Origin of the sequence: Marivita sp. S0852 (assembly GCF_046591575.1) — a bacterium.
Taxonomy (GTDB): Bacteria; Pseudomonadota; Alphaproteobacteria; order Rhodobacterales; family Rhodobacteraceae; genus Marivita.
Genome location: NZ_JBIQWA010000008.1, coordinates 75,955 through 100,590, shown reverse-complemented (window position 1 = coordinate 100,590; position 24,636 = coordinate 75,955). Strand labels below are relative to the sequence as shown.

General features: G+C 56.4%; 18 protein-coding genes. 11 read left to right on the top strand and 7 right to left on the bottom strand.

The window, feature by feature from the left end; all coding sequences use genetic code 11:
- Positions 1–21: 21 nt before the first annotated feature.
- Positions 22–1,950 (bottom strand): M1 family metallopeptidase, encoded by a 1,929-nt coding sequence (locus ACG74X_RS16260; RefSeq protein WP_411236204.1) that lies wholly within the window; start codon positions 1,948–1,950, stop codon positions 22–24.
- A gap of 282 nt (positions 1,951–2,232) precedes the next feature.
- Between ACG74X_RS16260 and ACG74X_RS16255 the strand changes: the two genes are divergently transcribed.
- Positions 2,233–2,973, top strand: coding sequence for a phosphatase PAP2 family protein (locus tag ACG74X_RS16255; protein WP_411236202.1), 741 nt, complete (start codon positions 2,233–2,235; stop codon positions 2,971–2,973).
- A 55-nt stretch (positions 2,974–3,028) separates the two neighbouring features.
- Here ACG74X_RS16255 and ACG74X_RS16250 read toward each other — a convergent pair whose 3' ends face one another.
- From ACG74X_RS16250 to ACG74X_RS16240, 3 genes are read right to left on the bottom strand one after another with little or no spacing between them, the layout of a single operon-like run.
- Complete coding sequence (locus tag ACG74X_RS16250) at positions 3,029–4,300, bottom strand: DUF6522 family protein (protein ID WP_411236201.1); 1,272 nt, start codon at positions 4,298–4,300, stop codon at positions 3,029–3,031.
- Positions 4,293–5,459 carry a P-loop NTPase gene (locus tag ACG74X_RS16245; protein WP_411236200.1) on the bottom strand — a complete coding sequence of 389 codons (1,167 nt, stop codon included), beginning with the start codon at positions 5,457–5,459 and terminating at the stop codon, positions 4,293–4,295. Before ACG74X_RS16245 ends, ACG74X_RS16250 begins: the two co-directional genes overlap by 8 nt.
- Complete coding sequence (locus ACG74X_RS16240; protein WP_411236198.1) at positions 5,446–6,045, bottom strand: MarR family winged helix-turn-helix transcriptional regulator; 600 nt, start codon at positions 6,043–6,045, stop codon at positions 5,446–5,448. Before ACG74X_RS16240 ends, ACG74X_RS16245 begins: the two co-directional genes overlap by 14 nt.
- A 426-nt stretch (positions 6,046–6,471) precedes the next feature.
- Here ACG74X_RS16240 and repA point away from each other — a divergent pair, with 426 nt between their 5' ends.
- The 8 genes from repA (at position 6,472) to ACG74X_RS16200 (ending at position 18,421) form a co-directional block, all read left to right on the top strand.
- The gene (repA, locus tag ACG74X_RS16235) at positions 6,472–7,671 is read left to right on the top strand and encodes a plasmid partitioning protein RepA (RefSeq protein ID WP_411236196.1); all 1,200 of its coding nucleotides are present in this window, start codon (positions 6,472–6,474) and stop codon (positions 7,669–7,671) included.
- Positions 7,671–8,639, top strand: a complete 969-nt coding sequence (gene repB, locus ACG74X_RS16230; RefSeq protein ID WP_411236195.1) for a plasmid partitioning protein RepB — start codon at positions 7,671–7,673, stop codon at positions 8,637–8,639. The genes repA and repB overlap by 1 nt, the downstream gene beginning before the upstream one ends.
- A gap of 241 nt (positions 8,640–8,880) precedes the next feature.
- Positions 8,881–9,930 carry a plasmid replication protein RepC gene (repC, locus tag ACG74X_RS16225; protein WP_411236194.1) on the top strand — a complete coding sequence of 350 codons (1,050 nt, stop codon included), beginning with the start codon at positions 8,881–8,883 and terminating at the stop codon, positions 9,928–9,930.
- Positions 9,931–10,173: 243 nt separating this feature from the next.
- On the top strand, positions 10,174–11,856 hold the full coding sequence (locus ACG74X_RS16220; RefSeq protein ID WP_411236192.1) for an NAD(P)H-dependent oxidoreductase subunit E: 1,683 nt from the start codon (positions 10,174–10,176) through the stop codon (positions 11,854–11,856).
- A gap of 3 nt (positions 11,857–11,859) precedes the next feature.
- Positions 11,860–14,637: a formate dehydrogenase subunit alpha gene (gene fdhF, locus ACG74X_RS16215; protein WP_411236191.1), complete on the top strand. Its 2,778-nt coding sequence runs from the start codon at positions 11,860–11,862 to the stop codon at positions 14,635–14,637.
- A 29-nt stretch (positions 14,638–14,666) separates the two neighbouring features.
- Positions 14,667–16,343 carry a formate--tetrahydrofolate ligase gene (locus tag ACG74X_RS16210; RefSeq protein WP_411236189.1) on the top strand — a complete coding sequence of 559 codons (1,677 nt, stop codon included), beginning with the start codon at positions 14,667–14,669 and terminating at the stop codon, positions 16,341–16,343.
- A 303-nt stretch (positions 16,344–16,646) separates the two neighbouring features.
- Positions 16,647–17,549 carry a bifunctional methylenetetrahydrofolate dehydrogenase/methenyltetrahydrofolate cyclohydrolase FolD gene (folD, locus tag ACG74X_RS16205; protein ID WP_411236188.1) on the top strand — a complete coding sequence of 301 codons (903 nt, stop codon included), beginning with the start codon at positions 16,647–16,649 and terminating at the stop codon, positions 17,547–17,549.
- Entirely contained in the window at positions 17,546–18,421 is an 876-nt protein-coding gene (locus tag ACG74X_RS16200; RefSeq protein ID WP_411236186.1) for a bifunctional 5,10-methylenetetrahydrofolate dehydrogenase/5,10-methenyltetrahydrofolate cyclohydrolase, read from the top strand. The genes folD and ACG74X_RS16200 overlap by 4 nt, the downstream gene beginning before the upstream one ends.
- A 32-nt stretch (positions 18,422–18,453) precedes the next feature.
- Here ACG74X_RS16200 and ACG74X_RS16195 read toward each other — a convergent pair whose 3' ends face one another.
- On the bottom strand, positions 18,454–19,299 hold the full coding sequence (locus ACG74X_RS16195) for an EamA family transporter (protein WP_411236185.1): 846 nt from the start codon (positions 19,297–19,299) through the stop codon (positions 18,454–18,456).
- A gap of 120 nt (positions 19,300–19,419) precedes the next feature.
- Between ACG74X_RS16195 and tdm the strand changes: the two genes are divergently transcribed.
- On the top strand, positions 19,420–21,792 hold the full coding sequence (tdm, locus tag ACG74X_RS16190) for a trimethylamine-oxide aldolase Tdm (RefSeq protein WP_411236183.1): 2,373 nt from the start codon (positions 19,420–19,422) through the stop codon (positions 21,790–21,792).
- 43 nt (positions 21,793–21,835) lie between these two features.
- On the top strand, positions 21,836–22,291 hold the full coding sequence (locus tag ACG74X_RS16185) for a group II truncated hemoglobin (protein ID WP_411236181.1): 456 nt from the start codon (positions 21,836–21,838) through the stop codon (positions 22,289–22,291).
- A 9-nt stretch (positions 22,292–22,300) separates the two neighbouring features.
- On the opposite strand, the gene ACG74X_RS16180 is transcribed toward ACG74X_RS16185, so the two are convergent.
- Positions 22,301–23,578, bottom strand: a complete 1,278-nt coding sequence (locus ACG74X_RS16180; RefSeq protein ID WP_411236180.1) for a glycerate kinase — start codon at positions 23,576–23,578, stop codon at positions 22,301–22,303.
- Positions 23,565–24,542 carry an HpcH/HpaI aldolase/citrate lyase family protein gene (locus ACG74X_RS16175; RefSeq protein WP_411236178.1) on the bottom strand — a complete coding sequence of 326 codons (978 nt, stop codon included), beginning with the start codon at positions 24,540–24,542 and terminating at the stop codon, positions 23,565–23,567. Before ACG74X_RS16175 ends, ACG74X_RS16180 begins: the two co-directional genes overlap by 14 nt.
- Between the last annotated feature and the right edge of the window lie 94 nt (positions 24,543–24,636).

The window sequence follows — 24,636 nt, the reverse complement described above, 5'->3', positions numbered from 1 at the left end:
TATCACAAAACGGTGCCATGATCAGTCCTGTTCGAAGTTTACCACCAAGGGACTGTCTTTGACCGGCCAACGGCCCGTTTTGGGCCGTGCGGTGCGGTCAAAGACAAGATAGCTTTGTGTCCCATAATACCGCAGCGCGGAAAGCGTTTCGGGCAGCGACTGGACATCATGCGCAGATATAAAGAGCCACAGTCGAGAGGTACGATCCGCCTCAACCCAGACGCGGCTGTGGCCCGATGTGGCCATGTCTGGGATGTTGGTGTCAAAATGCGCTTTGCGTCGGGCCTGTATCTGCTCTGCTGTTCCAACCACGATGATCACGGATGTGTCAGACACGGTCTTCAATGTGTCGGTGATGTTGATGCGTTCGGGATCGCGAAAGACTTGCGTGACCAACTGTTGAGACACCCCGGCCGCGCCATCCGAGGCAACCAGCGCCACCTCATCGGCGCGCAGGACATCCTGAAGGGTTGACGGCAACTCGCCCTCGGACAGCTGCCGCAGGACATGAAAATCCGGGTCTACAGACAGGCGGGTGGGCTGGTCATTCACGGTAAATCTGAACTCTGCCATTGCCTTGTCGAACAGAACGGTACGCTGCGCGCGGCCTGACACGGTTTCCAGCACGATTGGAAGTGAGAGCGCGTAAGGTTTGCTGTCTTGTCGCAAACGCAACGTGACCGCGAACCCATCCTCCGTGTCTATGACGGTGGCGTTCTGCAAAGTGACCTGGGGCAATCCGCGACGGTCTAAAAACTGACTGAAAAATGCATCCAGCGATTGGCCTGACTCTGTCTCAAAAGCAGATTGCAGATCCTGCCATCCCGCCACATTTCCCTCGTGACTCCGCCAAAAATTTCGCAAAGCGGCATCAAAGACGTCACTACCGAGATTTTCGTTCAACCGGTGAAAGACCATGGCGCTTTTGCCATAGCCAACGGATTGATCGCCGTTATGGCCGGAGGATCTGAAGTCTCGAAGCGTATAATCCCGGCCCGCGGGCAAGGCCGTCAAGGACGCCAACCAGTCACGCCGCATGGCTTTTGCGCCCTTTGCGCTGCGATCAGCGGCCAACGCATAATCTGCCTGATATGTGGTCAGACCTTCGGCCCAGTTGCCACTGTTGTAGTCCATTCGAACGCCGGACCCCCACCAATTGTGCAAAATTTCATGGGCGAGCGAGCGACCCAGCATATACGGATGGCCGAGGATGTCCTTGCTGATATAGGTCAGCCCGTCAAACGCATACCCAACAGGAATCGGCGCTGACACAATCGCAAAGCCGGAATTCGGATACGGCCCAATATTCTGCGAATAGCGGGTGATATAGCCCTCGGCCGCGTTCAGGTAGTCCTGGGCAAACCCCTGATCCTCGGGTCTGAAATAGGTGCGCACCCGCACATCCCCAGCGGGCTGTTCAATGATGCGTTCCTGAATGTCGTAAGGACCAAAAAACACGTCCGCGTCCGACCATGTATCATCAAGCTCAAAAGTCGCTGAATACATATCGGGTGCGATGCTTTCGGCAATCAGGGTGCCCGTCACCACACCACGGTAGTGTCCCGGTGTCTGGATCGTTATCCGATCCGATGCTGCGTTTTCCAAGGCGGGCAACCCTGCCAACGCGCGGATCATGTAAGCTCCTGTGCTGCTCGCACCGTAGTTTTGATTTGCGTCGTCTATCCCGGGCAAAACGCCCTGCAGGACAATCGCATTGGCCCCATCCAAAACGCCGCTCTGCGGCGCGGCGACCGTCAACCAATCCGGCAATTGCGCATCTGCCAGATCATTCGCCGAAGCACCGGGCAGGGTGATCAACACACGAGCGCCATCTGGATCAAAGCTCAAGGAGATGACGCGGTCAGACGCCTGCGCACGCGTCATGCTGGTGAGCGTGATAACCGTTGCAGCAATCAGGACAAGTCCCAGAAGAGGGCGATGTATCGGCATCTCAAGCCTTCCTTTTGTGTGGTTTTCGCAGATTTGATCAAAAGCGTTCATACTGCTCAGAGCCTCTTTGCCATGCACCGTACGTAGCGCCCTCGGTGATCAGCACAATGCAAGCCCCCCATGAGGGCCAAGGGGGGCATTCAATTCCGGTTAAACGGGTGCGTAAGGCAATGTGTTTGCGTTCACATTGTCATGTCCGATTAGGCTAAAAAAAGTGTCAAAGGTCATATAAAGATTACATCATATCTTGAGGATCGACCTATGATGATCGGAACGGGGATCATGGCACAAACTGGCTTGAAATATAATCGTATCCTGATCGCTTTGCTGGTTTTGGCCAGTTTGATCTGGATGTTTTTTCAATTGGCAGATGCGGTGCTCGACAATGAAACGCGCAGCTTTGATACCTTGGTTATCCTCGCGTTCCGCACCGCCTCTGATCTGAGCGATCCGCTCGGACCGATCTGGGTTGAAGAGCTTGCGCGGGATGTCACCGCTCTTGGTGGTGTGGGGGTTTTAACCTTCCTCATTCTGGCATCCGCCGGGCTTTTGTGGCTGCATGGCAAGCGGAAACTGACTGGATTCTTGCTGGTCGCGGTGACCAGCGGCATCACGCTCAGCCAAGTGCTCAAACTCGGTTTTGATCGGCAAAGGCCCGATTTGGTTCCCCACGAAGCGGCTGTTTACACCGCAAGCTTTCCAAGTGGGCATTCACTGATGGCGGCCATCGTTTATCTGACGCTTGGCGTCTTGCTTGCCCGGACCTTTGAACGCAGGTCGGTGAAAGCCTATGTCATGTCACTGGCAGCCTTTCTGGTCATCGCCGTCGGCGTGAGCCGGGTCTATTTGGGTGTCCATTGGCCGACTGATGTGTTGGCAGGTTGGATCTTGGGGGCCGCATGGGCACTCATGTGTGGCGTGATCGCAAGCTGGCTCTCTCAACGCGGCAGTTTGGAGAAAGAGGATCAGGCTTTCTCCGAAGGTGCCGACACAACAATCAGCCCATCAGACCCATCGTCATAACGGCACCCAGAAGGTTTTATTGCAGTCCAGATCGGCAGACTGACCCATACTTCGGTCAAGCCCGCTGTTTTACGGGCGACGCGTCCTCATTTTCGCGCAGCAATCGCAGCTCTCTGGCGTGGTACTCCGTCTCTGTCTCGTTCGGATCAGGTCCGCGTGACAGCGTGCGCGCAAGGTCGAAAAAACCCTGTGCCGGCAAATCTTTCCGCCCGCGACTGACGACACGCGCGGCGATAAACGGGCGGCCTGCCGCAGCATCCTCTCGCATCGTTGTCTCCAACGCCCGCGTGACCTTGCCAACAGAACCTGGCATCCAAAGCCCTAACCCACGGGCCAACGTGCCGTAGGTAATGGGTGCATGATCGGACCCCAAGTCCTCTAGGTAAGTTCGGACACGATGCGGCAGGTCAGTTTCCGGTTTCGCATCAATGTCCGTTTGACGGGGCGGGGGTACTTCTCGGGCGGTGCCATCCTCTGCGATTTCCGCAGCCCAGGCGCGCGTGCCACTGCGCAGGACAATCCGCGTTTTGCCAGCATGCGCGCCTTCCACGGTATCGGTTTCTGCAACAACATCGCCATTGCGCAGACCCGCGCGCAGCCTGTCGACCGTAAGGTTCAACCGTGGCGCAAGGTAGTCGGGATCGACCACGATTTGCCCGTCCTCCCATCCGATAACGCTTTCCGGAATCGGTCGGTTCAGAACAGGCGACGCCCGGCCCGAGACATCATCCGCTCGGGCGTAAAAGGGGTCGCTGCCTGCGGCGTGGTCCGTGACATCGACAATTTCTTCTATCTGCGGAAGCGCCGCGCGCAGCATCCGCTCAACGCCTTGGCGCAGCGTGGCCGAGGAGGCCGCACAACCCTGGCAGCCACCCGACATGCGCAGATACACCGTTCCGTCTTTGACCCGGTCCACCGATATATGCCCGCCATGTGCGGCCACTGCGGGGTTGACCTGACGGTCCAGCAAGCCCTCGACTGAATGTCGCAAGGCATCGTCTGGCCCCGCATCCTGCACATCCGCGTCGCGCCCAAGGGGTGTGTCAGTTTCATCAAGGACAGCCCGGATGGCAGCTGCGATACCGGGTTTGAGTATGGCCCAGTCGCCATTTTCGCTTTTCTTTACCCAGATCGTCGGTCCACTGATTTCAACACGCGTCACATACGGAATGGCAAAAAGCGCGCGCGACAAAGGCGTATCACCGGCCTCATCGAACCGGGCCGTGCGCCCCGGCTGGACGTCAGTGTCCAAGGTGAAGCCCATGACGTTTGCATCTCTGACAGATGCCTGCGCCCGGATACGACGGCGGGTGGTTGTATCAGACATCTTCAACCTCCACGCCGACCAATCCACGCAAGGATTTGAAGGTATAAATGCCGGTGTCGTGACCATCGCTGAACGCCATGCCAAGCGCGTAATTTCCGACGCTCCACACCCGTGTCAGGCGCAGGTCAAGCGGCACGTTGCCTGCATCAAGCAAGCGCGCCCCGCTCATCTCGTCGCGACATTGGGCACATTGGCAGGCAAGCCGCAGATCGCGATCGGCAAGGCGTTGTTCGCTGCCGTCCATCCAGCGCAGGATCAAGGCACTGCCATCGTGATCCAGCGACGCGATGCGATCGGACGGACCGTCGGTCCCGTGCCCTGACGATGCGGGCTTGCCTGTGTCATCGGCAAGCGTCCAGGCAAAGGGCGTTGCAAGCCCCAGAGCATTGCCATCGGTCCCAGCAAGGGACGCGGCGATGCTGCGGTACGCGTTCGCGGCCGGGCTGTCAGGTGCCGCGCGAACCAGAGGCTGCCCCTCATCGCCGCAATCAACGACATTCGGGTCCAACGGCACCTTTCCAAGAAAATCTACCTTCAACTCCTGCGCGATCGCCTCTCCGCCACCCTGATGGAAAATATGCGTGACGGTTCCGCAAGATGGACAGGTAAATCCACTCATGTTCTCGATCACACCTAGGATCGGCACATTGACCTGCTCCATCATGCGCAACCCGCGTCGCGCAATTTTAAGGCTGACATCCTGGGGTGTGCTGACCACAACGGCACCCGACAGCGGAAAGGCCTGCGCCAACGTCAGCTGAATATCTCCGGTTCCCGGCGGCAAATCCAGAAGCAGAACATCCAGCGCGCCCCATTCCACCTGGCGCACAAACATTTGCAAATATTTCGTCACCATTGGCCCGCGCAAAATAGCAGGCGCGTCATCATCGGTCAGCATGGCCATGGAAATGACTTTCACACCATGCGCAACGGCGGGAATGACCTTCTTGTCCGGTGACATCGCAGGCTTGTCAGCCGCGATGCCTAACATGCGCGGGATTGACGGGCCGTAAATATCGGCATCAACCACACCGACAGACAGGCCGGCATCGGCCAGTGCTACGGCGATATTGGCTGTGACCGTGGATTTCCCAACGCCACCTTTACCGCTGCTGATAGCGATCATGCGGGGTTCTTTGACAGTTTCAGGATGCGGCATTGCGGGTTTCCTTATCATGTAAGTCAGGCATCGGCGCGTAGCTTGCACAGAGCTTTGAGATATCGGTCTCGGCCAGATCTGCGGCCATGCAGGCGCAATAGGCCGAATCCTGGGTTGACCCAAAATGGCTGCAATCTTGGCAAGTGCCAAAACAGGGCAGGTCACGTCGCGCAGACAGGGCTGATGTCAGCCGGGACAGGGTCCTCAGCAAACGCGCGCCTTCTGCGGCACCAAGGCTGTCGATAACAGCGATCACATCGCGCAGGGGGTCCTGCATCAGCATTTGTTGTCCATGCTCGGTCACATCAAAACACACGCTGCGCCGATCCCGATCAGAGCGCGACCTGCTGACCAGGCCCTGACGCTCTAGCGATTTGACGATCTGCGATGCTGTTCCACGCGTCGTCGCCTGAAAGCTGGCAAAGGCCGAGGGCGTTCGGGTGCTGCCATTGGCGCGTGCAAAGAAGCGTAGACAAGTCCATTGTGCCGCCGTCAGGAATGACCCGGTGTCTTCACTGCGCGCCGCCCGCCCAAGGTGGACAAGCAGTTCTGCTATTTGGTCAGATGTTTGAGGCTCATCGGTCATGCACTATTGATAGCGATTCGAAACTATTTTGACAATCGCCCACCACCAAAGAGGATGTTGATCCGACCCCATCAAACGCGTTGCGGCTGTCCAATGCACAAATGACACCACGATTCCCGGGAATCAAAGCCAAGATGCAGCGTTGTCCCAAGCTCTGAAAGGCCAGTAGCTTTCATCGATCCCGCAATTCACAGAGCATGAAAAAGACATCAATCGTTATTTATCGTTTATTTTCATATACCTATTATACCAGCATCTACAAAATGCGCATTGGTGCTGTGGATAACTTTTGCACTATATCTAGAATCTTCTTGCCGGATGCCTGCGTTCATGGCATTTCCATTCTGACGGCAAAGCGCGTCAGGTGCATATTTGGCCGTCAGAATGATCAAGAGCCTTTGAAAAGGCCACAAGAGGCGGCGGACTATGGATGATCGTAATTCGAGCTTTGCACAAGGTGTAGGTTCGGCCGATATCGGGGCTTTTGCAGATAACCTTGCCGATTCTCTGGATCGGCAAATGAAAATTGCGTTCGAGCCAGAGCATCGTAAATCATTAAGACGCTTCACATCGACCGAGGTTGCGGGCTTGCTTCGTGTGAGCACTTCAAACCTGCGAAATAGACACAAAGACGGCAGCTTTCCGGATGTTCACACCGACAATCGCGGGCATCGGTTTTACAGCGCAGAAGATATAGACACCTTGCGCGATATCCTTGGCCGGACCGGTAAAAACGCCGATGCCTATCGCCCGGGGCGCCGCGAAGGTGATCGGCTCCAGGTGATTTCTGTCGTCAATTTCAAAGGGGGTTCTTCCAAAACCACGGCGACCATCCACCTTGCCCAAAGATACGCATTACGGGGCTATCGGGTGCTGGTTCTGGACCTTGATCCGCAGGCCAGCCTGACCACCTTTTTCGGCTTTCGCCCTGAACTTGAGTTTGCAGATGGCGGCACGATCTACGACGCTTTGCGATACGACAACCAGGTGCCCCTCTCGGAGGTCATTCAGAAAACATATTTTCACAAGCTCGACATGATCCCGGCCGGGTTGATGCTGTCCGAGTACGAGACTGAGACGGCGAATGCGCTGACCCGCCGGTCCCAGCCGATTTTTGCGGAACGGCTTGCTTTGGCTCTTGAGGAGGTCGAGGACGAATATGACATCGTCTTGATTGATTGCCCGCCTCAACTGGGCTTCCTGACATTAACGGCGTTGTCGGCATCGACCGGCCTTCTGGTCACTGTTGTGCCTGGTATGCTTGATATTGCCTCGATGAGCCAATTCCTCAAACTGGCGTCTGAAACGGTAAAGGCAGTCGAAGAAGCCATTGGCCGTCGCGTTACCTGGGATTTTGTCAAATTCCTCGTCACCCGATACGAACCATCCGACGGCCCGCAGACGCAGATGGCGGGATATCTTCGGTCTATTCTTGCAGGCCAAGTCATGACCGAACCTATGTTGAAATCCACCGCAATCTCTGACGCTGGTATGACCCAACAAACAATCTACGAGGTCGACCCAAGCCAGCTTATTCGAAAGACGCTCGACCGTGCTCTAACTAGCGTGAATAGCGTTGCGGATGAGCTGGAGCAAACGATCCAGATGGCATGGGGACGGCGCTGATGGCTCGCAACATTTTCAACCAACCACCAAAAGAAAGCGCCGAAGCTCATGTTTCATCCGCCACCCCGGTAAAAACCACCAGAGTTGCCGGGTCCGTGGGCGGATTGCGGGATTCGTTGCGTGAAATCACCGCAAATTCGATCCGCGATATCGACCCCGACAGAATTGATGTCGACGGCCTTCGCGACAGGCTCATCCTAGAAGACGACAGTATTGATGAACTGGCCGAAAGCATCCGCAAGCACGGTCAACAAGTCCCCATTATGGTGCGTCCGTCAGATCAGCCAGATCGCTATCGTGTGGTATATGGACGCCGCAGGCTAGCCGCCATCCGCAGGGCGGGCGGGACGGTCAAGGCGATTGTGCGCACGCTGGACGACGATGCCTCTTTGATTGCGCAAGGTCAGGAAAACAATCTGCGTCTTGATCCGTCTTTCATAGAAAAGGCGCTGTTTATCAGAGAAATGCAACAGGCTGGGTATAAACCCGCCGTGATTCAAGACGCGTTGGGTCTGACACGACAAGGTGTGTCGAACCATCGCGTGGTGATCGAGCACATCCCGGATGATCTGATCCGTCTTATCGGACCTGCGCATGGAATTGGCCGACGCCAATGGGGCGAACTGGCCGCGTTGACGGACAAGGTGTCACTATTGGACATTGCCCAGAAGGTTCTTGCCGCGCTGCCAGACGAAACGCCAAGCCAAGCCAAATTTCAGGCTGTCTTTGATGCGGCAACAGAAAAGGCGAAAGGTCATGCGCCGCGCAAGGCCCGAAACCAGCCCATTGTGATCAACGATGACAGCGGCAGCCCACTTGCCACGCTTGTCGTCGACAGCCGATCGGTCGCACTCAAGATCGCGAAAAAAGACAACCTGGAATTCGGCCAATGGATCGAAGACAATGCCGAGGCCATGCTTCGTCAGCTCTTTGATCAGTGGCGGAATGAGAGCAGTCCAGACTCCTAACCTGGGCTAGAGACCGAAACACGAGCAGAGGAGAGAGACGAAGGCCAATAAGAAAAGAGCCCCCCAAAGTTTCCCTTGGAGAGCCCTCATCATCAGTTTTGCACCTATGATGTAGCAATCTCCAACAATGTGGTCAAGCGTCACCGATTCGGTGGACGCCTTTTTGTTGCCTTTTCCCAAGTCAAATTGTGGGAAGAGACGGGAAAATTGTGGGCAAGCCGGCCCTCACTCAGAAAAACCAATGTCATTCACAAAATTGACAATCACAGGCAACGACACGCCCCGCGCTGGCGATAATGGTGCGTCCAAACCCGATACAGATATTTGGGCGATCTTCAGAGCGCTCAGAGACGCACATGCGGAATATGGGCTGCGTCCGAACCACATGCAAACATTGCAAGCCATGCTGAGCTTTTTGAAGCCGGGCCAGGGTGAAACCGTATTCGCGTCTAACTTCGAGATTTGCCGTCGCGTTGGTGGCATTGATGAACGTACGCTCCGCAGACATATAAACCGCCTTGTCGAAACCGGCTTTGTCACACGCCACGATAGCCCAAACCGGAAACGGTATCGTGTTCGGTCATCAGAGGGCGCGTGCATCAGCTACGGGCTTTCTCTTACCCCCATGATTGCCCGCGCGGACGAGCTTTTGACAATGGCTCAAAAGGTAGAGAACACGCGCCGGGATTGTGTTTTTGTGCGCAAACAAATTCTGACCAAACTGGCCCAGATTGAAGACGTGTGTCCGACAAATCCATTGCTGCCAGAGATCAAGAAAACGCTTAGACGAAAGTTGTCACTAACCGAATACCGCGCGCTATTGGCTCAAACCGACGCCGAATGTCATGCGTTGTCCACCGCGGTGGACGCACCAGAAACAACGCTTTTGTCCGCCAATACCGGTCAGAATGTCCGGCATCATTCTACGTCTGTAAAAGAAAATAAGGATATACAAACAAACGACGCCACAGATTTAAGAGTTTTGACTTCAGTCTGCGATCAAGCGACGGCCTTTGCTACGGAAGATCTTAGGTCATGGGACGACGTCGATCGTCATGCAGAAACCTTAGCCCCCATGATGGGGATACACCCGACGCTCTTCACGACTGCAAGGAAATCTGTTGGTCATCGAAAAACCGCATGCGCGATTTTCATTATGCTACAACTTGGAAACCGCATTCGAAACTTTGGCGCATACTTCAAATGTATCACACTGGGTAAGCGCAAATCGCAGTTCAATCCGTCGCTGATCCTAAAAAGGATGGCGCGCATGGACGCACACCCAGCATAAGTGTCCACCGCGGTGGACATCACCGGACTACAAGGCAAAACACCCCTCTTCACTGATCCAGCCCCATCAGAGCAAACGACCAACTACCCATAGGTCAGTTGCGTTACACCACGTGATGCAAATGAAAGGACCTACGCCTCAAGAATGCCTACAATCGTTGAAAATTACCCATTGACCTACAGGAATAAAAATTGATTATTGGGAAACTAGAAAACGCGCGTAGGCCAAGGGAGTCGATCCTCAATGTCGTTGGATGATGTAGGAATTTGGAAGTCTGGTCGTGGCAAAGGCCGCCGCACACCGAAAGGCCGTCAATACAGTGACGAGGCTTTGGCCGATGTAAAAGCTCTGCTTGACGATCAGCCACGACGCAGTGACTTGTTGATTGAATTTCTGCATCTCATTCAGGACAAATATGGTCATCTAAGCGCAGCCCACCTGCGGGCCCTGGCCGAAGAGATGCGGATGAGTATGGCCGAGGTTTATGAGGTGGCAACATTCTATGCGCATTTCGATGTCATAAAAGAGGGCGAGACACCTCCGCCCGCGCTTACCATTCGGGTCTGCGATTCCTTGTCATGTGAACTTGCCGGAGCGCAGCAGTTGAAAGCTGCACTGGAAGACGGGCTTGATCCTACCGAAGTCCGTGTGTTGCGCGCACCCTGCATGGGCCGCTGTGACACGGCACCTGTGCTTGAGATCGGGCACAACCACATTGATCACGCCACACCGGAAAAAGTCCAAGCGGCCATCGCCGCGGATGACACTCATGCGCATGTTCCAGACTATCAGGATTTCAACGCCTACCGCGAAACCGGTGGCTACAGTGCGCTGATTGATCTGCGCGCCAACGGCAATTGGGAAGAGGTCCAGGACAAGGTCTTGTCCTCCGGTCTGCGCGGCCTTGGCGGGGCGGGTTTCCCTTCGGGTAAGAAGTGGGGTTTTGTCCGCGCCAACGCAGGTTCACGTTACCTTGCTGTGAACGGTGACGAGGGCGAGCCTGGCACATTCAAGGATCGCTACTATCTTGAGCGCGTTCCGCATCTTTTCCTGGAAGGTATGCTGATCGCGGCGTGGGCTGTCGAAGCGGACACCTGCTTTATCTACATGCGCGACGAATATCCTGCCGTGCTCGAAATCCTGCGGCGTGAAATCGCGGCTCTTGAAGCGGCTAGCCTGGTGGCACCGGGGTATATTGACCTGCGTCGCGGCGCAGGGGCGTATATCTGTGGCGAAGAAAGTGCGATGATCGAAAGCATCGAGGGCAAGCGGGGTCTTCCGCGTCATCGCCCGCCATATGTTGCGCAAGTCGGAATTTTCAACCGCCCCACATTGGTCCATAACGTAGAGACCTTGCATTGGATCACGCGGATTTGCCGCGAAGGTCCGGAATGTCTGAACAGCACGGAAAAGAACGGGCGCAAAGGGCTGCGGTCTTATTCTGTGTCCGGACGAGTTGCGAAACCCGGCGTATATCTTCTTCCGGCGGGCAGCACGATTACCGATATCATAGATGCTGCCGGTGGCATGGCCGAGGGTCATGTTTTCAAAGCCTATCAGCCAGGTGGGCCGTCCTCTGGTCTGCTTCCGGCCAGCATTAACGATGTGCCGCTTGATTTCGATACGCTGCAACCTTTGGGATCGTTTATCGGGTCGGCTGCTGTTGTTGTGTTGTCTGATCAGGACAAGGCGCGGGACGCGGCGCTCAATATGCTACGGTTTTTTGAGGATGAATCCTGTGGCCAATGTACGCCTTGCCGTGTCGGGTGCGAAAAAGCGGTCAAGCTTATGCAGGCCGACAAATGGGATCAGCCGCTGCTTGACGAGCTCTGTACCGCAATGGCCGATGCGTCCATCTGTGGTTTGGGGCAGGCGGCTCCGAACCCGATCCGCTTGACTATGACACATTTTCCAGATGAGGTTTGACCCATGAGTGAGACAGTCACCTTCACGCTTGACGGAAAAGAAGTCACCGCAGAAAAAGGTCTGACCATTTGGGAAGTTGCCAATGGACGCGGCCTGAAAATTCCACATTTGTGTCACAAGCCTGCACCGGGGTATCGTCCGGATGGCAACTGCCGGGCCTGCATGGTCGAGATCGAGGGCGAGCGAGCTCTTGCGGCAAGCTGTATCCGCGAACCGGCCGAAGGAATGGTCGTGCAGACCGAAACATCGCGCGCCAAGAGTGCGCGTAAGATGGTCGTCGAGATGCTTGTGGCGGATCAGCCGGACCGCGATGTGGCGCATGATCAGTCGTCGCATTTGTGGGATATGGCAGATCAGACCGGCGTCGAAACAAGCCGTTTTCCCAAGTTGGAAGAGGGCCGCATCCCGCTTTTGGACGACAGTCACGTTGCAATGTCGGTGAATCTGGATGCCTGCATCCAGTGCGGATTGTGTGTTCGCGCGTGTCGTGAAGTGCAGGTGAATGATGTGATCGGGATGGCAGGTCGCGGGCATGACGCTTATCCGGTCTTTGACTTTGATGATTCCATGGGCGAAAGCACATGTGTGGCATGTGGTGAATGCGTTCAGGCCTGCCCGACAGGTGCCTTGATGCCGAGCACCGTTGTCGATGATCAGCAAGTTGGTGACAGCGCCGATTTCGACTCCGAAACCGAAAGTGTCTGCCCATTTTGTGGGGTGGGCTGTAAGGTGTCGCTCAAGGTCAAGGACGGCAAGGTCAAATATGTCGAAGGCATCAATGGCCCGGCGAATGAGGGTCGTTTGTGCGTTAAGGGGCGGTTTGGCTTTGACTATATCCACCACGAACATCGCCTGACAAAGCCGCTGATCCGCCGCGAAGATGCGCCGCCGAAGGGGCTGAATGTGGACCCCGGAGACCTGATGACGCATTTCCGCGAAGCCAGCTGGGAAGAGGCGATGCAGGCGGCGGCGGGCGGGCTGTCAAAACTGCGTCAGGCGCATGGCGGTCAATCTGTTGCGGGGTTTGGCTCTGCCAAATGTACCAATGAAGAAGCCTACCTGTTTCAGAAACTGATCCGGCAGGGGTTCAAGCACAACAATGTCGACCACTGCACACGTCTGTGTCACGCGTCGTCAGTTGCGGCCCTGATCGAAAACGTTGGGTCAGGTGCTGTCACGGCCACGTTCAACGAGGTCGAAAATGCGGATGTAGCGATCATCATCGGCGCAAACCCGTTGGAAAACCATCCGGTCGCAGCGACATATTTCAAACAATTCGCCAAACGCGGCGGCAAGCTTATTGTGATGGACCCGCGCGGTCAGGGTCTGAAGCGTCATGCGTATCAAATGGTACAGTTCCGCCCGGGTGCCGACGTAAGCCTATTGAACGCGATCATGAATGTGATCGTCGAAGAAGGGCTGTACGATCAGCAATATATCGAGGCGTATACCGAGAACTGGGAAGCCGAGAAATCGCATCTCAAGGATTTCACACCAGAGGCGATGGAGCCAATTTGTGGCATTTCCCCCGAGGTCATCCGCGATGTGGCCCGCACGTTTGCGGGGGCCAAGGCGGGTATGATCTTCTGGGGTATGGGCATCAGTCAGCATATTCATGGCACGGATAACTCTCGGTGCCTGATCTCGTTGGCGTTGATGACCGGTCAGGTTGGTCGTCCGGGCACCGGGCTGCACCCGTTGCGCGGTCAGAACAACGTGCAGGGCGCATCTGATGCGGGTCTAATTCCGATGTTCGTGCCTGATTATCGCTCTGTTGAAGATGATGCCGTGCGCGAAGACATCTTTGGTGTCTGGGGCCGCGATGAAGATTGGTCCAACAAGAAGGGCCTGACCGTCACAGAGATCGTTGATCAGGTATATGCGGGCAACATTAAGGGGATGTATATCCAGGGCGAAAACCCGGCGATGTCAGATCCGGATGTCGAACATGCCCGCGACGCGTTCGCCAAGCTTGAACATCTGGTGGTTCAGGATATTTTCCTGACCGAAACGGCGTGTTTTGCGGATGTGATCCTGCCCGCGTCGGCGCTTTATGAAAAGAACGGCACGGTCAGCAATACCAACCGCCAGGTGCAACGTGTGCGCCCCGCTGTACCGCCTCCCGGCGACGCGCGTGAGGATTGGGCGATCACCGTTGATCTTGCTCAGCGTCTTGGATTGCCGTGGGATTACACGGATGTGAGCCAAGTCTTTGCCGAAATGAAACAGGTGATGCCATCGCTGGACAATATCACTTGGGAACGGCTCAAGACGGAAACAGTGACGTACCCGTCTCTGAGCCCGACTGATCCGGGCCAAGCGGTGGTCTTTGGTGACGGCTTCCCGCGTCCGGATGGGCGTGCCCGATTCACCCCGGCAGCTGTCATTCCGCCTGATGAGGCGCCTGACGATGCCTATCCAATGATCATGACAACCGGGCGTCAGCTTGAACATTGGCACACAGGGTCGATGACCCGCCGCGCCTCTGTTCTGGATGCGGTTGAACCCGAGGCAAACTGTTCGCTGCATCCCAAGACGCTGCGGCGTCTGGGTGTGGAAGCGGGTGACATGATCCAGCTGACCACACGGCGTGGCAGCATCCAGATTATGGCTCGGGCGGACCGTGCTGTATCTGAAGACATGGTATTTGTGCCCTTCGCATATGTCGAAGCGGCCGCGAATATCCTGACCAATCCGGCGATCGACCCCTACGGCAAGATCCCCGAATTCAAGTTCTCGGCTGTTCGGGTCGAGGCGATTACCAAGACGGCGGCTGAATAGCGCGCGCTGCAACCAATAGGGACTACGACATGGCCTACAAAACGGATATCGAGATTGCACGAGAGGCGCAGAAGCGTCCGATCCAGGAGATTGGCGAGAAGATTGGGATCGGATCTGACGATCTTTTGCCGTATGGCCATGATAAGGCCAAGGTAAGTCAGGCATTTATCAATTCGGTCCAGGACCGCCCTGATGGCAAGCTGATCCTTGTGACTGCGATTAACCCGACACCAGCGGGTGAAGGTAAGACCACCACCACCGTGGGTCTGGGCGATGGTCTGAACCACATTGGCAAGAAGGCGATGATCTGTATCCGCGAGGCGTCTCTTGGGCCGAACTTCGGGATGAAGGGCGGGGCTGCCGGGGGTGGCTATGCGCAGGTGGTGCCGATGGAGGACATGAACCTTCACTTTACCGGCGATTTCCATGCGATTACCAGCGCACACAGCTTACTGTCGGCGATGATCGACAACCATATTTACTGGGGCAATGAGGCCGAGATTGACATCCGCCGCGTCCAGTGGAAGCGCGTCGTTGACATGAACGACCGCGCGCTGCGCCAGATCACGGCGTCTTTGGGGGGGGTTGCTAATGGCTTCCCACGCGAAGCGGGTTTTGACATCACCGTCGCATCGGAAGTGATGGCAATCCTGTGTCTGGCCAAAGACCTCAAGGATCTGGAAAAGCGTTTGGGTGACATGATCGTGGCCTATCGCCGGGACCGCAGCCCGGTCTTCTGCCGTGACATCAAGGCCGAAGGCGCGATGACGGTTCTGCTAAAGGACGCGATGCAGCCAAACCTCGTGCAAACGCTTGAAAACAACGCAGCCTTTGTTCATGGCGGACCGTTTGCCAATATTGCGCATGGCTGTAACTCGGTGATCGCAACGACGACAGCATTGAAACTGGCGGATTACGTTGTGACCGAAGCGGGTTTTGGTGCCGATCTGGGCGCTGAAAAGTTCATGAACATCAAATGCCGCAAGGCCGGTATCGCACCGAGCGTGGTTGTCTGTGTGGCGACAGTGCGCGCGATGAAGATGAACGGTGGCGTCGCAAAGGCCGATCTGGGTGACGAGAACGTTGACGCGGTCAAGGCCGGTTGCCCGAACCTGGGCCGTCACATCGAGAACCTCAAATCCTTTGGCGTGCCGGTTGTGGTTGCGATTAACCACTTTGTCACCGACACCGATGCCGAAGTGGAGGCGATCAAGTCCTACGTGTCTGAACATGGTGCCGAAGCGGTGCTGAGCCGTCACTGGGAGCTGGGATCGGAAGGCTCTGCCGATCTGGCCCGCAAGGTGGCAGAAGTGGCCGAAAAGGGCGAGGCGGACTTTGCACCGATCTACCCGGATGACATGCCGCTGGCAGAAAAAGTCCAGACGATTGCCAAGCGCATCTACCGTGCGGATGAGGCGCTGATGGACAAGAAGATCCGCGATCAGCTCAAGCTTTGGGAAGATCAGGGTTACGGCAACCTGCCGGTGTGTATGGCCAAAACGCAATACAGCTTCTCAACCGATCCAAACCTTCGCGGCGCGCCGACAGGGCATTCCGTGCCGGTCCGTGAAGTGCGACTGAGCGCAGGTGCTGGGTTCATCGTTGTGGTGTGTGGTGAGATCATGACAATGCCCGGATTGCCGCGGGTGCCGTCGGCCGAAAATATCCACCTCAATGAAGACGGTCAGATCGAAGGCTTGTTCTAACCGACAACAGACCGGGCGGCATTGATCGCCGCCCGGTGTTTCCTGGGTTTGACCATTGTCGTTGAGCGAACGGATTGCACGGTTGCTTTTCACATTTCGCCACGCATCCACTGTTCCGATCTTTGGACGCGGTTGAACCAGAAGACCTGCGCATATACCGATGACCAGAACGCTTTAATGACAATTCAGCACTTTCGTTTCCGCGCAGACCCGGCTCTCGTGACATAGGCAATATGCGGGTTTGCCGCGACAAACGGTGCATTCTAGGCGCTGGACGCAGCGCATAAAATAAGGGACAGAGCCATGACAGCTCAAATCATAGACGGAAAAGCCTTTGCCGCGAAAGTTCGCGGTCAGGTTGCCGAGCACGTAACGCGATTGAAGACTGAGCACGGGATCACACCGGGATTGGCTGTGGTTCTGGTTGGCGAAGATCCCGCCAGTCAGGTCTATGTGCGTTCCAAGGGGAAGATGACCGTCGAAGTCGGCATGAACTCCTATGAGCACAAGCTGGATGCGAATGTCTCCGAGGTTGATCTTCTGGCTCTGATTGATCGCCTGAATTCCGATCCCGAGGTTCATGGGATTCTGGTCCAGCTGCCGCTGCCCGGGCATCTTGACGAAGACCTGGTGATCAATTCGATTGATCCTGCGAAAGATGTGGATGGCTTTCATATCTCGAATGTCGGTCTATTGGGAACCGGCCAAAAATCGATGGTTCCCTGTACGCCACTCGGATGCCTGATGATGCTGCGCGACCATCACGGAAGCCTGTCCGGTATGGACGCGGTGGTGATTGGACGTTCGAACATTGTGGGCAAGCCGATGGCGCAGCTTTTGCTCAATGACAGCTGCACGGTCACCATTGCACATAGCCGCACCAAAGATCTGCCCGATGTCGTCCGCCGTGCGGACATTGTGGTGGCGGCTGTCGGTCGGCCAGAAATGGTTCCGGGTGACTGGATCAAAGCCGGGGCGACGGTGATTGATGTGGGCATCAACCGTGTTGATGCGCCCGAAAAGGGCGAAGGCAAAACGCGGCTTGTGGGCGATTGTCACTATGACAGCTGCGCTGAAGTGGCCGGTGCGATCACGCCTGTTCCCGGTGGTGTTGGTCCCATGACCATCGCGTGTTTGCTGGCAAACACGGTTACAGCCTGCTGTCGCGCCAATGACGTTGCAGAGCCAGAGGGCTTGACCGCGTGACACCAGACCCGCGTTTGTTGCTTGGCAAACCTGTGCGGGAACGGATTCTCTCGGAGGTTCGTTCCAAAACACAGGCCGCCGGTCGTATTGGAAAGCTGGTATCGATCTCGATCGGGGATGTGCCGGAAGTTGCGGTGTACGTCCGAAATCAGGCGCGTGCCGCTGCCGCGGCTGGTTTGCCGTTCGATCAGGAATTCTGGGGCGGCGACATCACGCAGGAAGAGTGCAAGCAACTTTTGCAGCGGATGAATGATGATCCCGAAGTTCTTGGGGTCATTCTGCAACGTCCGGTGCCAGAACACATAAATGTCCGCTCACTTCAGTCGGCCATCCACCCTTTGAAGGATGTGGAAGGGATGAACCCGGCTTCAATCGGCAATATTGTTTATAACGATGTGGCGATGGCCCCATGCACGGCTGCGGCTGCGGTCGAACTGATCCGCGATACAGGTCTTGATATGAAGGGGCTTGAGGTTGTGATGGTGGGCCACTCCGAAATCGTCGGAAAACCCGCTGCGATGATGCTTATGGCCGAAGGTGCGACGGTGACGGTGTGCCATCACCTTACCAGATCGGTTGCCATGCACTCGCGTCGTGCCGACGTTGTGGTCGTGGCGGTGGGCAAGGCGCATTTGATTGGGGCTGACATGGTCAAACCCGGTGCAGCCGTGATTGATATTGGCATCAATCAGATCGTCGAACCGGATGGCAGTACCCGGATTGTCGGGGATGTCGATACCGATGCTGTCAAAGAGGTTGCGGGCTGGATCACCCCGGTTCCCGGTGGGGTCGGTCCGGTAACGGTGTCCATTCTGATGCGCAATGCGATCCGCGCTTATGAACGCCAACAAGCTGCAGGCTGGCGCAATTGACGCTGAGCGGCGCTGGCTTGCCTGGCGGATGATTATAACGCAAGATATCCGATACCCAAAAACGCCACCACACAGCCAACCCATTGTGCCGACGCCATCCGCTCGTCAAGAAAGATACGCGCGAGCAGGATGGTGAACAAACCGAACATCGAGGCGGCTACGGCGGCAAATTCGGGGCGCGGTAGCGATGCGGCGGAAAAGACAGCCAGAAGGGCAATGCCGTCAAGAATGCCCATTGTGATCAATGGCAAAACCGCCTTGCGACCGATGCGAATGTCCGGGCGGGCTGCAAGCAGGTAGGAGCACAGCAAAACCAACGCGACGATGCGCGCAACCAGGGTGCTTTGCCATTCGCCACCGGTATCACCGGCCAGCTGTCCCAATTTGAAGGTCGTGGCAAAACCGATTGCGGACAGAATTGCAAAGAGAATCGTTGGGCCTTTGGGCGGCACGTCCTCTGCTGTTGTGTCGGACAGGATTGCCACAATGCCAACGGCGGCCACGATCACCAGAACTGCTGTCACCTGATCGACCGCCACAGGGGCACCGGCCATTGCGGCATAGGTCAGCGACAAGATTGGATAGGCCCCGATGATCGGGCTAACAAGTCGAACTGGTCCGCGGGCGAATGCGTAATACAACCCCAGACTCGCAACCAGAAAGGCAACGCCGGCCCCGATCGAATACCACAATGCAGGTCCGGTTGGAAAAAGCGGCGCGCCATTTAGCAGAATCACACCGGTCTGAAACGCCAGTCCGGTCAAAAGAACCACCAGCAAAGCCCCCAAGAGCGGAACCGTTCGGCTTAGATAGCGTACTGCGATATCATGCAGACCCCAGCAAAACGCTGCAATCAAACCGAAAAACAATGTGCTCATATATATTGGTCCTATTGGGTATGACGTGTTGTGTTTGAATCTCTTGCGCCAGTGTCACGCGACGTATATTCTCAAGATTAATAATTTTTTCCGTGAAGGCAAATGCCAGGAGGGTCGATTATGCTTGATACCGGGTATCCCAACGTCGTCCCGGGGCCACCCCGCCCAAGCGGGATTTATGAACCACAGGTTTTCTCGATGCCTGCCGGAACCGAACGATATGTCGTCGAGGGCAGCGGCGCGATCCTGGTCCGCTTGGAAGCGGGAGATCGGCTTGAGATTGAAAATACCGAAGGCGGTCAGCCGTGTGAAATCGTCTGTGCGCGCCCTGATGGTTCTATTGATCCAGGTGTGATCGGGGCCACCGGCCATGCAGAAGCCACCGGACTTCAGGCGCTTCTGACGTCATCGGATACGTCTTTACGCAGCCTGCGTCTGGGAATCGAGGCACGCGGCCTTGATCTGGCAGGCGCGCCTGCTGTTCATCTTTTCGAGTCCACAACACCCGCCCGCACCACTGCAGAGTTCACAGCAACGCAAGATGGTGTTGCCATTATTGCGGCTCCGGGTGGGATTATGGATTTCGAGGCGCAAAACACGTCGACACCCCTGACAGTGTATGTGCGCCGTGCGACGATCAAGCGTCTGCCGAAATTTGAATTGCCGGACCCGTTGGCAGATCCGCTTGCAGACGTTCGGGTGCATTCCGCAACAGCCGAAGCGTATTTCGTGAAAGCGGGGGACTATATCCAGATCCTTGATGTGGATGGTCGTCAGTGTACGGATTTCCAGTGTTTTGATGCACGCAAGCTTGACAAGGGGATCGCGCATCCACTGGATGTGACGACAACGCGGACAATTCAGCACTGCATCTACCCGGTGCCGGGGCTTCACGCCAAATATTATGATCAGGACGAAAAGCCGCTTGTGCGCGTTGTGCAGGATACCTGTGGTCGGCATGATGCCTTTGCGATGGCCTGTGCGGCCAAATATTACGACGACATCGGCTATCCCGGCCACGTGAATTGCACCGACAATTTCAACGCGGCCCTTGCGCCGCATGGCGTTCCCGGTCGCCCTGGATGGATGGCGATCAATTTTTTCTTCAATACGTTCCTGGATGATCATGGTGTGCTCTATTCCGATGAGCCGTGGTCACGCCCCGGGGATTATGTGCTGTTGCAGGCGCTGACCGACATTGTGTGTGTCAGTTCGGCTTGTCCTGATGACACTTCGGCCGCCAATGGCTGGAACCCGACCGATATTCACGTCCGCACCTATAGCGGCGAAGAGAAATTCCAACACGCGGTAGCCTACCGGCCAACGCCCGACTCGGAAGCTAAAATGACCAAGCAGACAGGTTTCCACGATCGCTTCGATCGCTTCACCGACAACTTCATCGAATATAACGGCTACTGGCTTGCCAATTGCATGTCGACGGCTGGCCCGATCGAGGAATACCATGCCTGCCGCGAGAAATGCGTGGTGCTCGACCTGTCGCCCTTGCGCAAGTTCGAGATCACCGGCCCGGACAGCGAAGCATTGTGCCAGTATGTCTTTACGCGCAACATGAAAACGCTGCCTGTTGGCGGCGTGGTCTATACCGCGATGTGTTATCCGCATGGCGGGATGATCGACGATGGCACGGTGTTCCGTCTTGCCAAGGACAATTTCCGCTGGATTGGCGGCTCGGATTACGGCGGAGAGTGGATTCGTGAAAAAGCCGAAGAGCTGGGGCTTAAGGTATTGATCCGGTCTTCGACAGATATGCAGCACAACATCGCTGTGCAGGGGCCCGAAAGCCGCGACCTGATGCGCAAGATCATCTTCAGCTTGCCGCATCACCCGGATCTGGATGATCTGGATTGGTTCCGGTTTACGCCCGCACGTCTGTTCGACGAACATGGCACGCCCATCGTGGTCAGCCGCACGGGCTATACCGGAGAATTGGGCTACGAGATTTTCTGCCATCCCAAACATGCAGGCGAGGTGTTCGACGCCGTTTGGGAGGCCGGGCAAGACCACGGCATCCGGCCCATGGGACTTGAAGCGCTCGACATGGTGCGGATCGAAGCGGGGCTGATCTTTGCGGGATACGATTTCAGCGATCAGACCGATCCATTTGAAGCCGGTGTTGGCTTCACGGTCCCGCTCAAGTCGAAACCCGACGATTTTATTGGCCGCGAGGCATTGATCCGCCGCAAAGAAACACCGGCGCGCAAATTGGTTGGTCTGGACATCGACAGCAATGTCGAAGTGGGACATGGCGATTGTGTGCATGTGGGACGCGCGCAGATCGGTGAGATAACGTCGTCCATGCGGTCTCCGCTGTTAGGCCGTAATATCGCCATGGCGCGCGTTGATGTCGCTCACTCCGAGCCGGGAACGCAGCTGGAAATCGGAAAGCTGGATGGTCACCAGAAACGCTTGCCTGCCACCATTCGCGCCGATCTGGCCGCGTATGATCCGAAGAAGGAAAAGCCAAGATCTTGACCCATATCAAAGCCTTGGGCGGTTGCGCGGATAGGATGCAGACATGGCATGTGCTCTGGATGAAATAGGCGGCGAAGCTGCGTTGCGCGATCTTGTCGAAGGCTTTTACGATCTTATGGAAAGCGACCCGTCGGTCCATGAATTGCATCGGTTGCATTTCAGGGGCCACGGGCTGTCGCATACGCGACAGGCGCAATTTGAATTTATGAGCGGGTTTTTGGGTGGTCGCGCCTATTATCGTGAACGGTTCGGTCATATGAACCTGCGCGAGATTCACGCGCATGTTCCCATCCGTGAAGCCGATGCCGATCTTTGGCTCGACACCTTTGATCGTGCGCTTGAGGACGCAAATATGTCTGGCCCCGCCGTCGACAAAATGCGCGCAACGCTGCGCCGGGCGGCGCATATGCTGGTCAATGATGTGCCCGATTGGCGCAAAGGCGAAGACGCAGAAACCGGCCCCGTGTTACGGGATCATGGCGCTTTGCGTCGCGGATAGGGCAGGGGGTCAGTCCCCTATCAGCAAAATTTGCACGTCTGCCACATTGGTGCCGGTGGCCCCGGTCACCAAAAGATCTCCAGATATCCGCAAGGCGGCATTGCTGTCATTCCGGTCCAGATACGCCATGGGTGACTGGCCGTCTGAGCGGATGCGGGCAAGGGTGTGTTGATCGACAATTGCCCCGGCCGCATCCGTTGGCCCATCGCGTCCGTCGGTTCCTGCGGACAGGAACACCCAAGGCAGATCAACCGGCGCGGCATCCGCCAACGCGGCCACACGCAACGCCAATTCCTGATTGCGCCCGCCCACTCCAGTGCCGCGCACCTGGACAGTTGTTTCTCCGCCCCAAAGAAACGCGCGTGGCCCACCTGTGCGTGGCGCATTTTGCAAGGTTGAGAAAACGGTATTGGCCGCGGCGTTCACATTTCCGGTCAAAGGTTGCGGGTCTGTCTGAACCGCGTATCTGTCTTCCAAATCGGCAGACGCGGCCAGCACACTTTGGGCGTTTGTTCCAATCAGGTGATGGGTGGCTGTCACCGGGGGATGGGGGCGTGCAGAGCGTCGCAAATGGAGTTGGATGCTTTCGGGCAGGCGTTCAAACAATCCCTTATCCTGAAGGCATCGGCGCGCGGTTTCGGCCGTTCCAAGCGGGGCCACCGTCGGCCCGCTGGCAATCGCGCGCAAGTCGTCTCCAATCACGTCAGACAGGATGTAGCTGGTCACTTTCGCAGGTGCGGCCAGCCGGGTCATGCCGCCCCCTTTGAGGTTCGAAACTTGCTGGCGCACCAGGTTCATGGCTTCAATGTCCAGACCGCTTTGCAACAACAGCCGGTTGAGCAGTTGCTTGTCCTCAAGCGAGACGCCCTCTGGCGGGGCGGGCAAAAGCGCCGATCCCCCGCCAGAGATCAGCGCGATTACCACATCACCCGCGACGGCGTCGTTCAGCACCTCTTGCATTCGCTGCGCACCGCTGGCTCCGACCGAGTCCGGAACGGGATGACCAGCGCGAAACATCTCGGCACCGGGCACTTGTTCGCTGTTTTCGCGATGTGTGACACAAATCAGAACACGGCGACCACTGATCCGGCCCAGAACCGCACCCAACATGGCAGGTGCTGCCTTTCCAAAGGCCAGAACAATGGTTTTGCAGCCGTGATCCGGTTGCGGCAACGGGTGCGTTTCAAGGCAATCTCGCATCGCCAAAGCGGGGTCGGCACGTCGCACAGCGGCCCGAAACGCTCGGGCCGCATCAGATTTCAAAGACGCATATTTATCCGTCTGCAATTTGGCGTGCCTTCTCGACCAAAACCTCGGCTTGGCGAATTGACGCGTAATCGATCAACCGTCCGTCCAGAGAGACAGCCCCTTTGCCTGCCGCTTCGGCGTCGGCCATGGCTGACAGGATACGTTTGGCTTTGGTGACTTCCTCTTCAGAGGGACTCATAACTTCGTTGGCCAGGGCGATCTGGCTGGGATGGATCGCCCATTTACCTTCACAGCCCAGAACCGCGGCGCGTTTGGCGGCGGCGCGATACCCGTCTGGGTCCTGAAAATCCCCGAACGGACCATCGATTGGTCGCAGCCCATTGGCGCGCGCGGCGACCACCATCCGGGCCAATGCATAGTGCCACATGTCCCCCCAATGGGTTTCGCGTGATCCGTCATCGCTCGGATCGGTGAGAACCGAATAATCCGGATTGACACCGCCAATGATCGTGGTGCGCGCGCGGGTTGAAGCCGCGTAATCGGCGACACCGAAATGCAGGCTTTCGTTACGCGACGACGCCGCGGCGATCTCTGACACGTTCTGCATACCAAGCGCGGTTTCGATGATATGTTCAAATCCGATGCGCTTTTTGTAGCCTTTCGCATCTTCGATCTGGGTGACCATCATATCAATCGCATAGACATCCGCCGCAGTGCCGACCTTGGGAATCATGATCAGGTCCAGCCGCTCTCCGGCTTGTTCGACGATGTCGACCACGTCGCGATACATGTAATGCGTGTCGAGTCCGTTGATGCGGATCGACATGGCTTTGTTGCCCCAGTCGATATCGTTCAGTGCAGAAATGATGTTCTTGCGGGCCTGCACTTTTTCATCTGGTGCGACCGCATCTTCAAGATCAAGGAAGACAACGTCTACGTCGGATTGTGCCGCCTTTTCAAACATTTGCGGTTGTGAGCCGGGCACTGCAAGTTCGGAACGATTAAGCCGTGCCGGGGCTTGTTCGATGACGTGAAATGACATGGGAATGGACCTTTCTCAAGGGGATACGAGTTCGGTTCCATCATCACAAACGTGAAAAAATATTCCTGTCAATAAAAAAATATGCATACTAGTG

Excerpts from the sequence above, each read along its gene's own strand:
- ACG74X_RS16260 (WP_411236204.1), bottom strand. The coding sequence starts at position 1,950 with ATGCCGATACATCGCCCTCTTCTGGGACTTGTCCTGATTGCTGCAACG.
- ACG74X_RS16255 (WP_411236202.1), top strand. The coding sequence starts at position 2,233 with ATGGCACAAACTGGCTTGAAATATAATCGTATCCTGATCGCTTTGCTG.
- ACG74X_RS16250 (WP_411236201.1), bottom strand. The coding sequence starts at position 4,300 with ATGTCTGATACAACCACCCGCCGTCGTATCCGGGCGCAGGCATCTGTC.
- ACG74X_RS16245 (WP_411236200.1), bottom strand. The coding sequence starts at position 5,459 with ATGCCGCATCCTGAAACTGTCAAAGAACCCCGCATGATCGCTATCAGC.
- ACG74X_RS16240 (WP_411236198.1), bottom strand. The coding sequence starts at position 6,045 with ATGACCGATGAGCCTCAAACATCTGACCAAATAGCAGAACTGCTTGTC.
- repA (WP_411236196.1), top strand. The coding sequence starts at position 6,472 with ATGGATGATCGTAATTCGAGCTTTGCACAAGGTGTAGGTTCGGCCGAT.
- repB (WP_411236195.1), top strand. The coding sequence starts at position 7,671 with ATGGCTCGCAACATTTTCAACCAACCACCAAAAGAAAGCGCCGAAGCT.
- repC (WP_411236194.1), top strand. The coding sequence starts at position 8,881 with ATGTCATTCACAAAATTGACAATCACAGGCAACGACACGCCCCGCGCT.
- ACG74X_RS16220 (WP_411236192.1), top strand. The coding sequence starts at position 10,174 with ATGTCGTTGGATGATGTAGGAATTTGGAAGTCTGGTCGTGGCAAAGGC.
- fdhF (WP_411236191.1), top strand. The coding sequence starts at position 11,860 with ATGAGTGAGACAGTCACCTTCACGCTTGACGGAAAAGAAGTCACCGCA.
- ACG74X_RS16210 (WP_411236189.1), top strand. The coding sequence starts at position 14,667 with ATGGCCTACAAAACGGATATCGAGATTGCACGAGAGGCGCAGAAGCGT.
- folD (WP_411236188.1), top strand. The coding sequence starts at position 16,647 with ATGACAGCTCAAATCATAGACGGAAAAGCCTTTGCCGCGAAAGTTCGC.
- ACG74X_RS16195 (WP_411236185.1), bottom strand. The coding sequence starts at position 19,299 with ATGAGCACATTGTTTTTCGGTTTGATTGCAGCGTTTTGCTGGGGTCTG.
- tdm (WP_411236183.1), top strand. The coding sequence starts at position 19,420 with ATGCTTGATACCGGGTATCCCAACGTCGTCCCGGGGCCACCCCGCCCA.
- ACG74X_RS16185 (WP_411236181.1), top strand. The coding sequence starts at position 21,836 with ATGGCATGTGCTCTGGATGAAATAGGCGGCGAAGCTGCGTTGCGCGAT.
- ACG74X_RS16175 (WP_411236178.1), bottom strand. The coding sequence starts at position 24,542 with ATGTCATTTCACGTCATCGAACAAGCCCCGGCACGGCTTAATCGTTCC.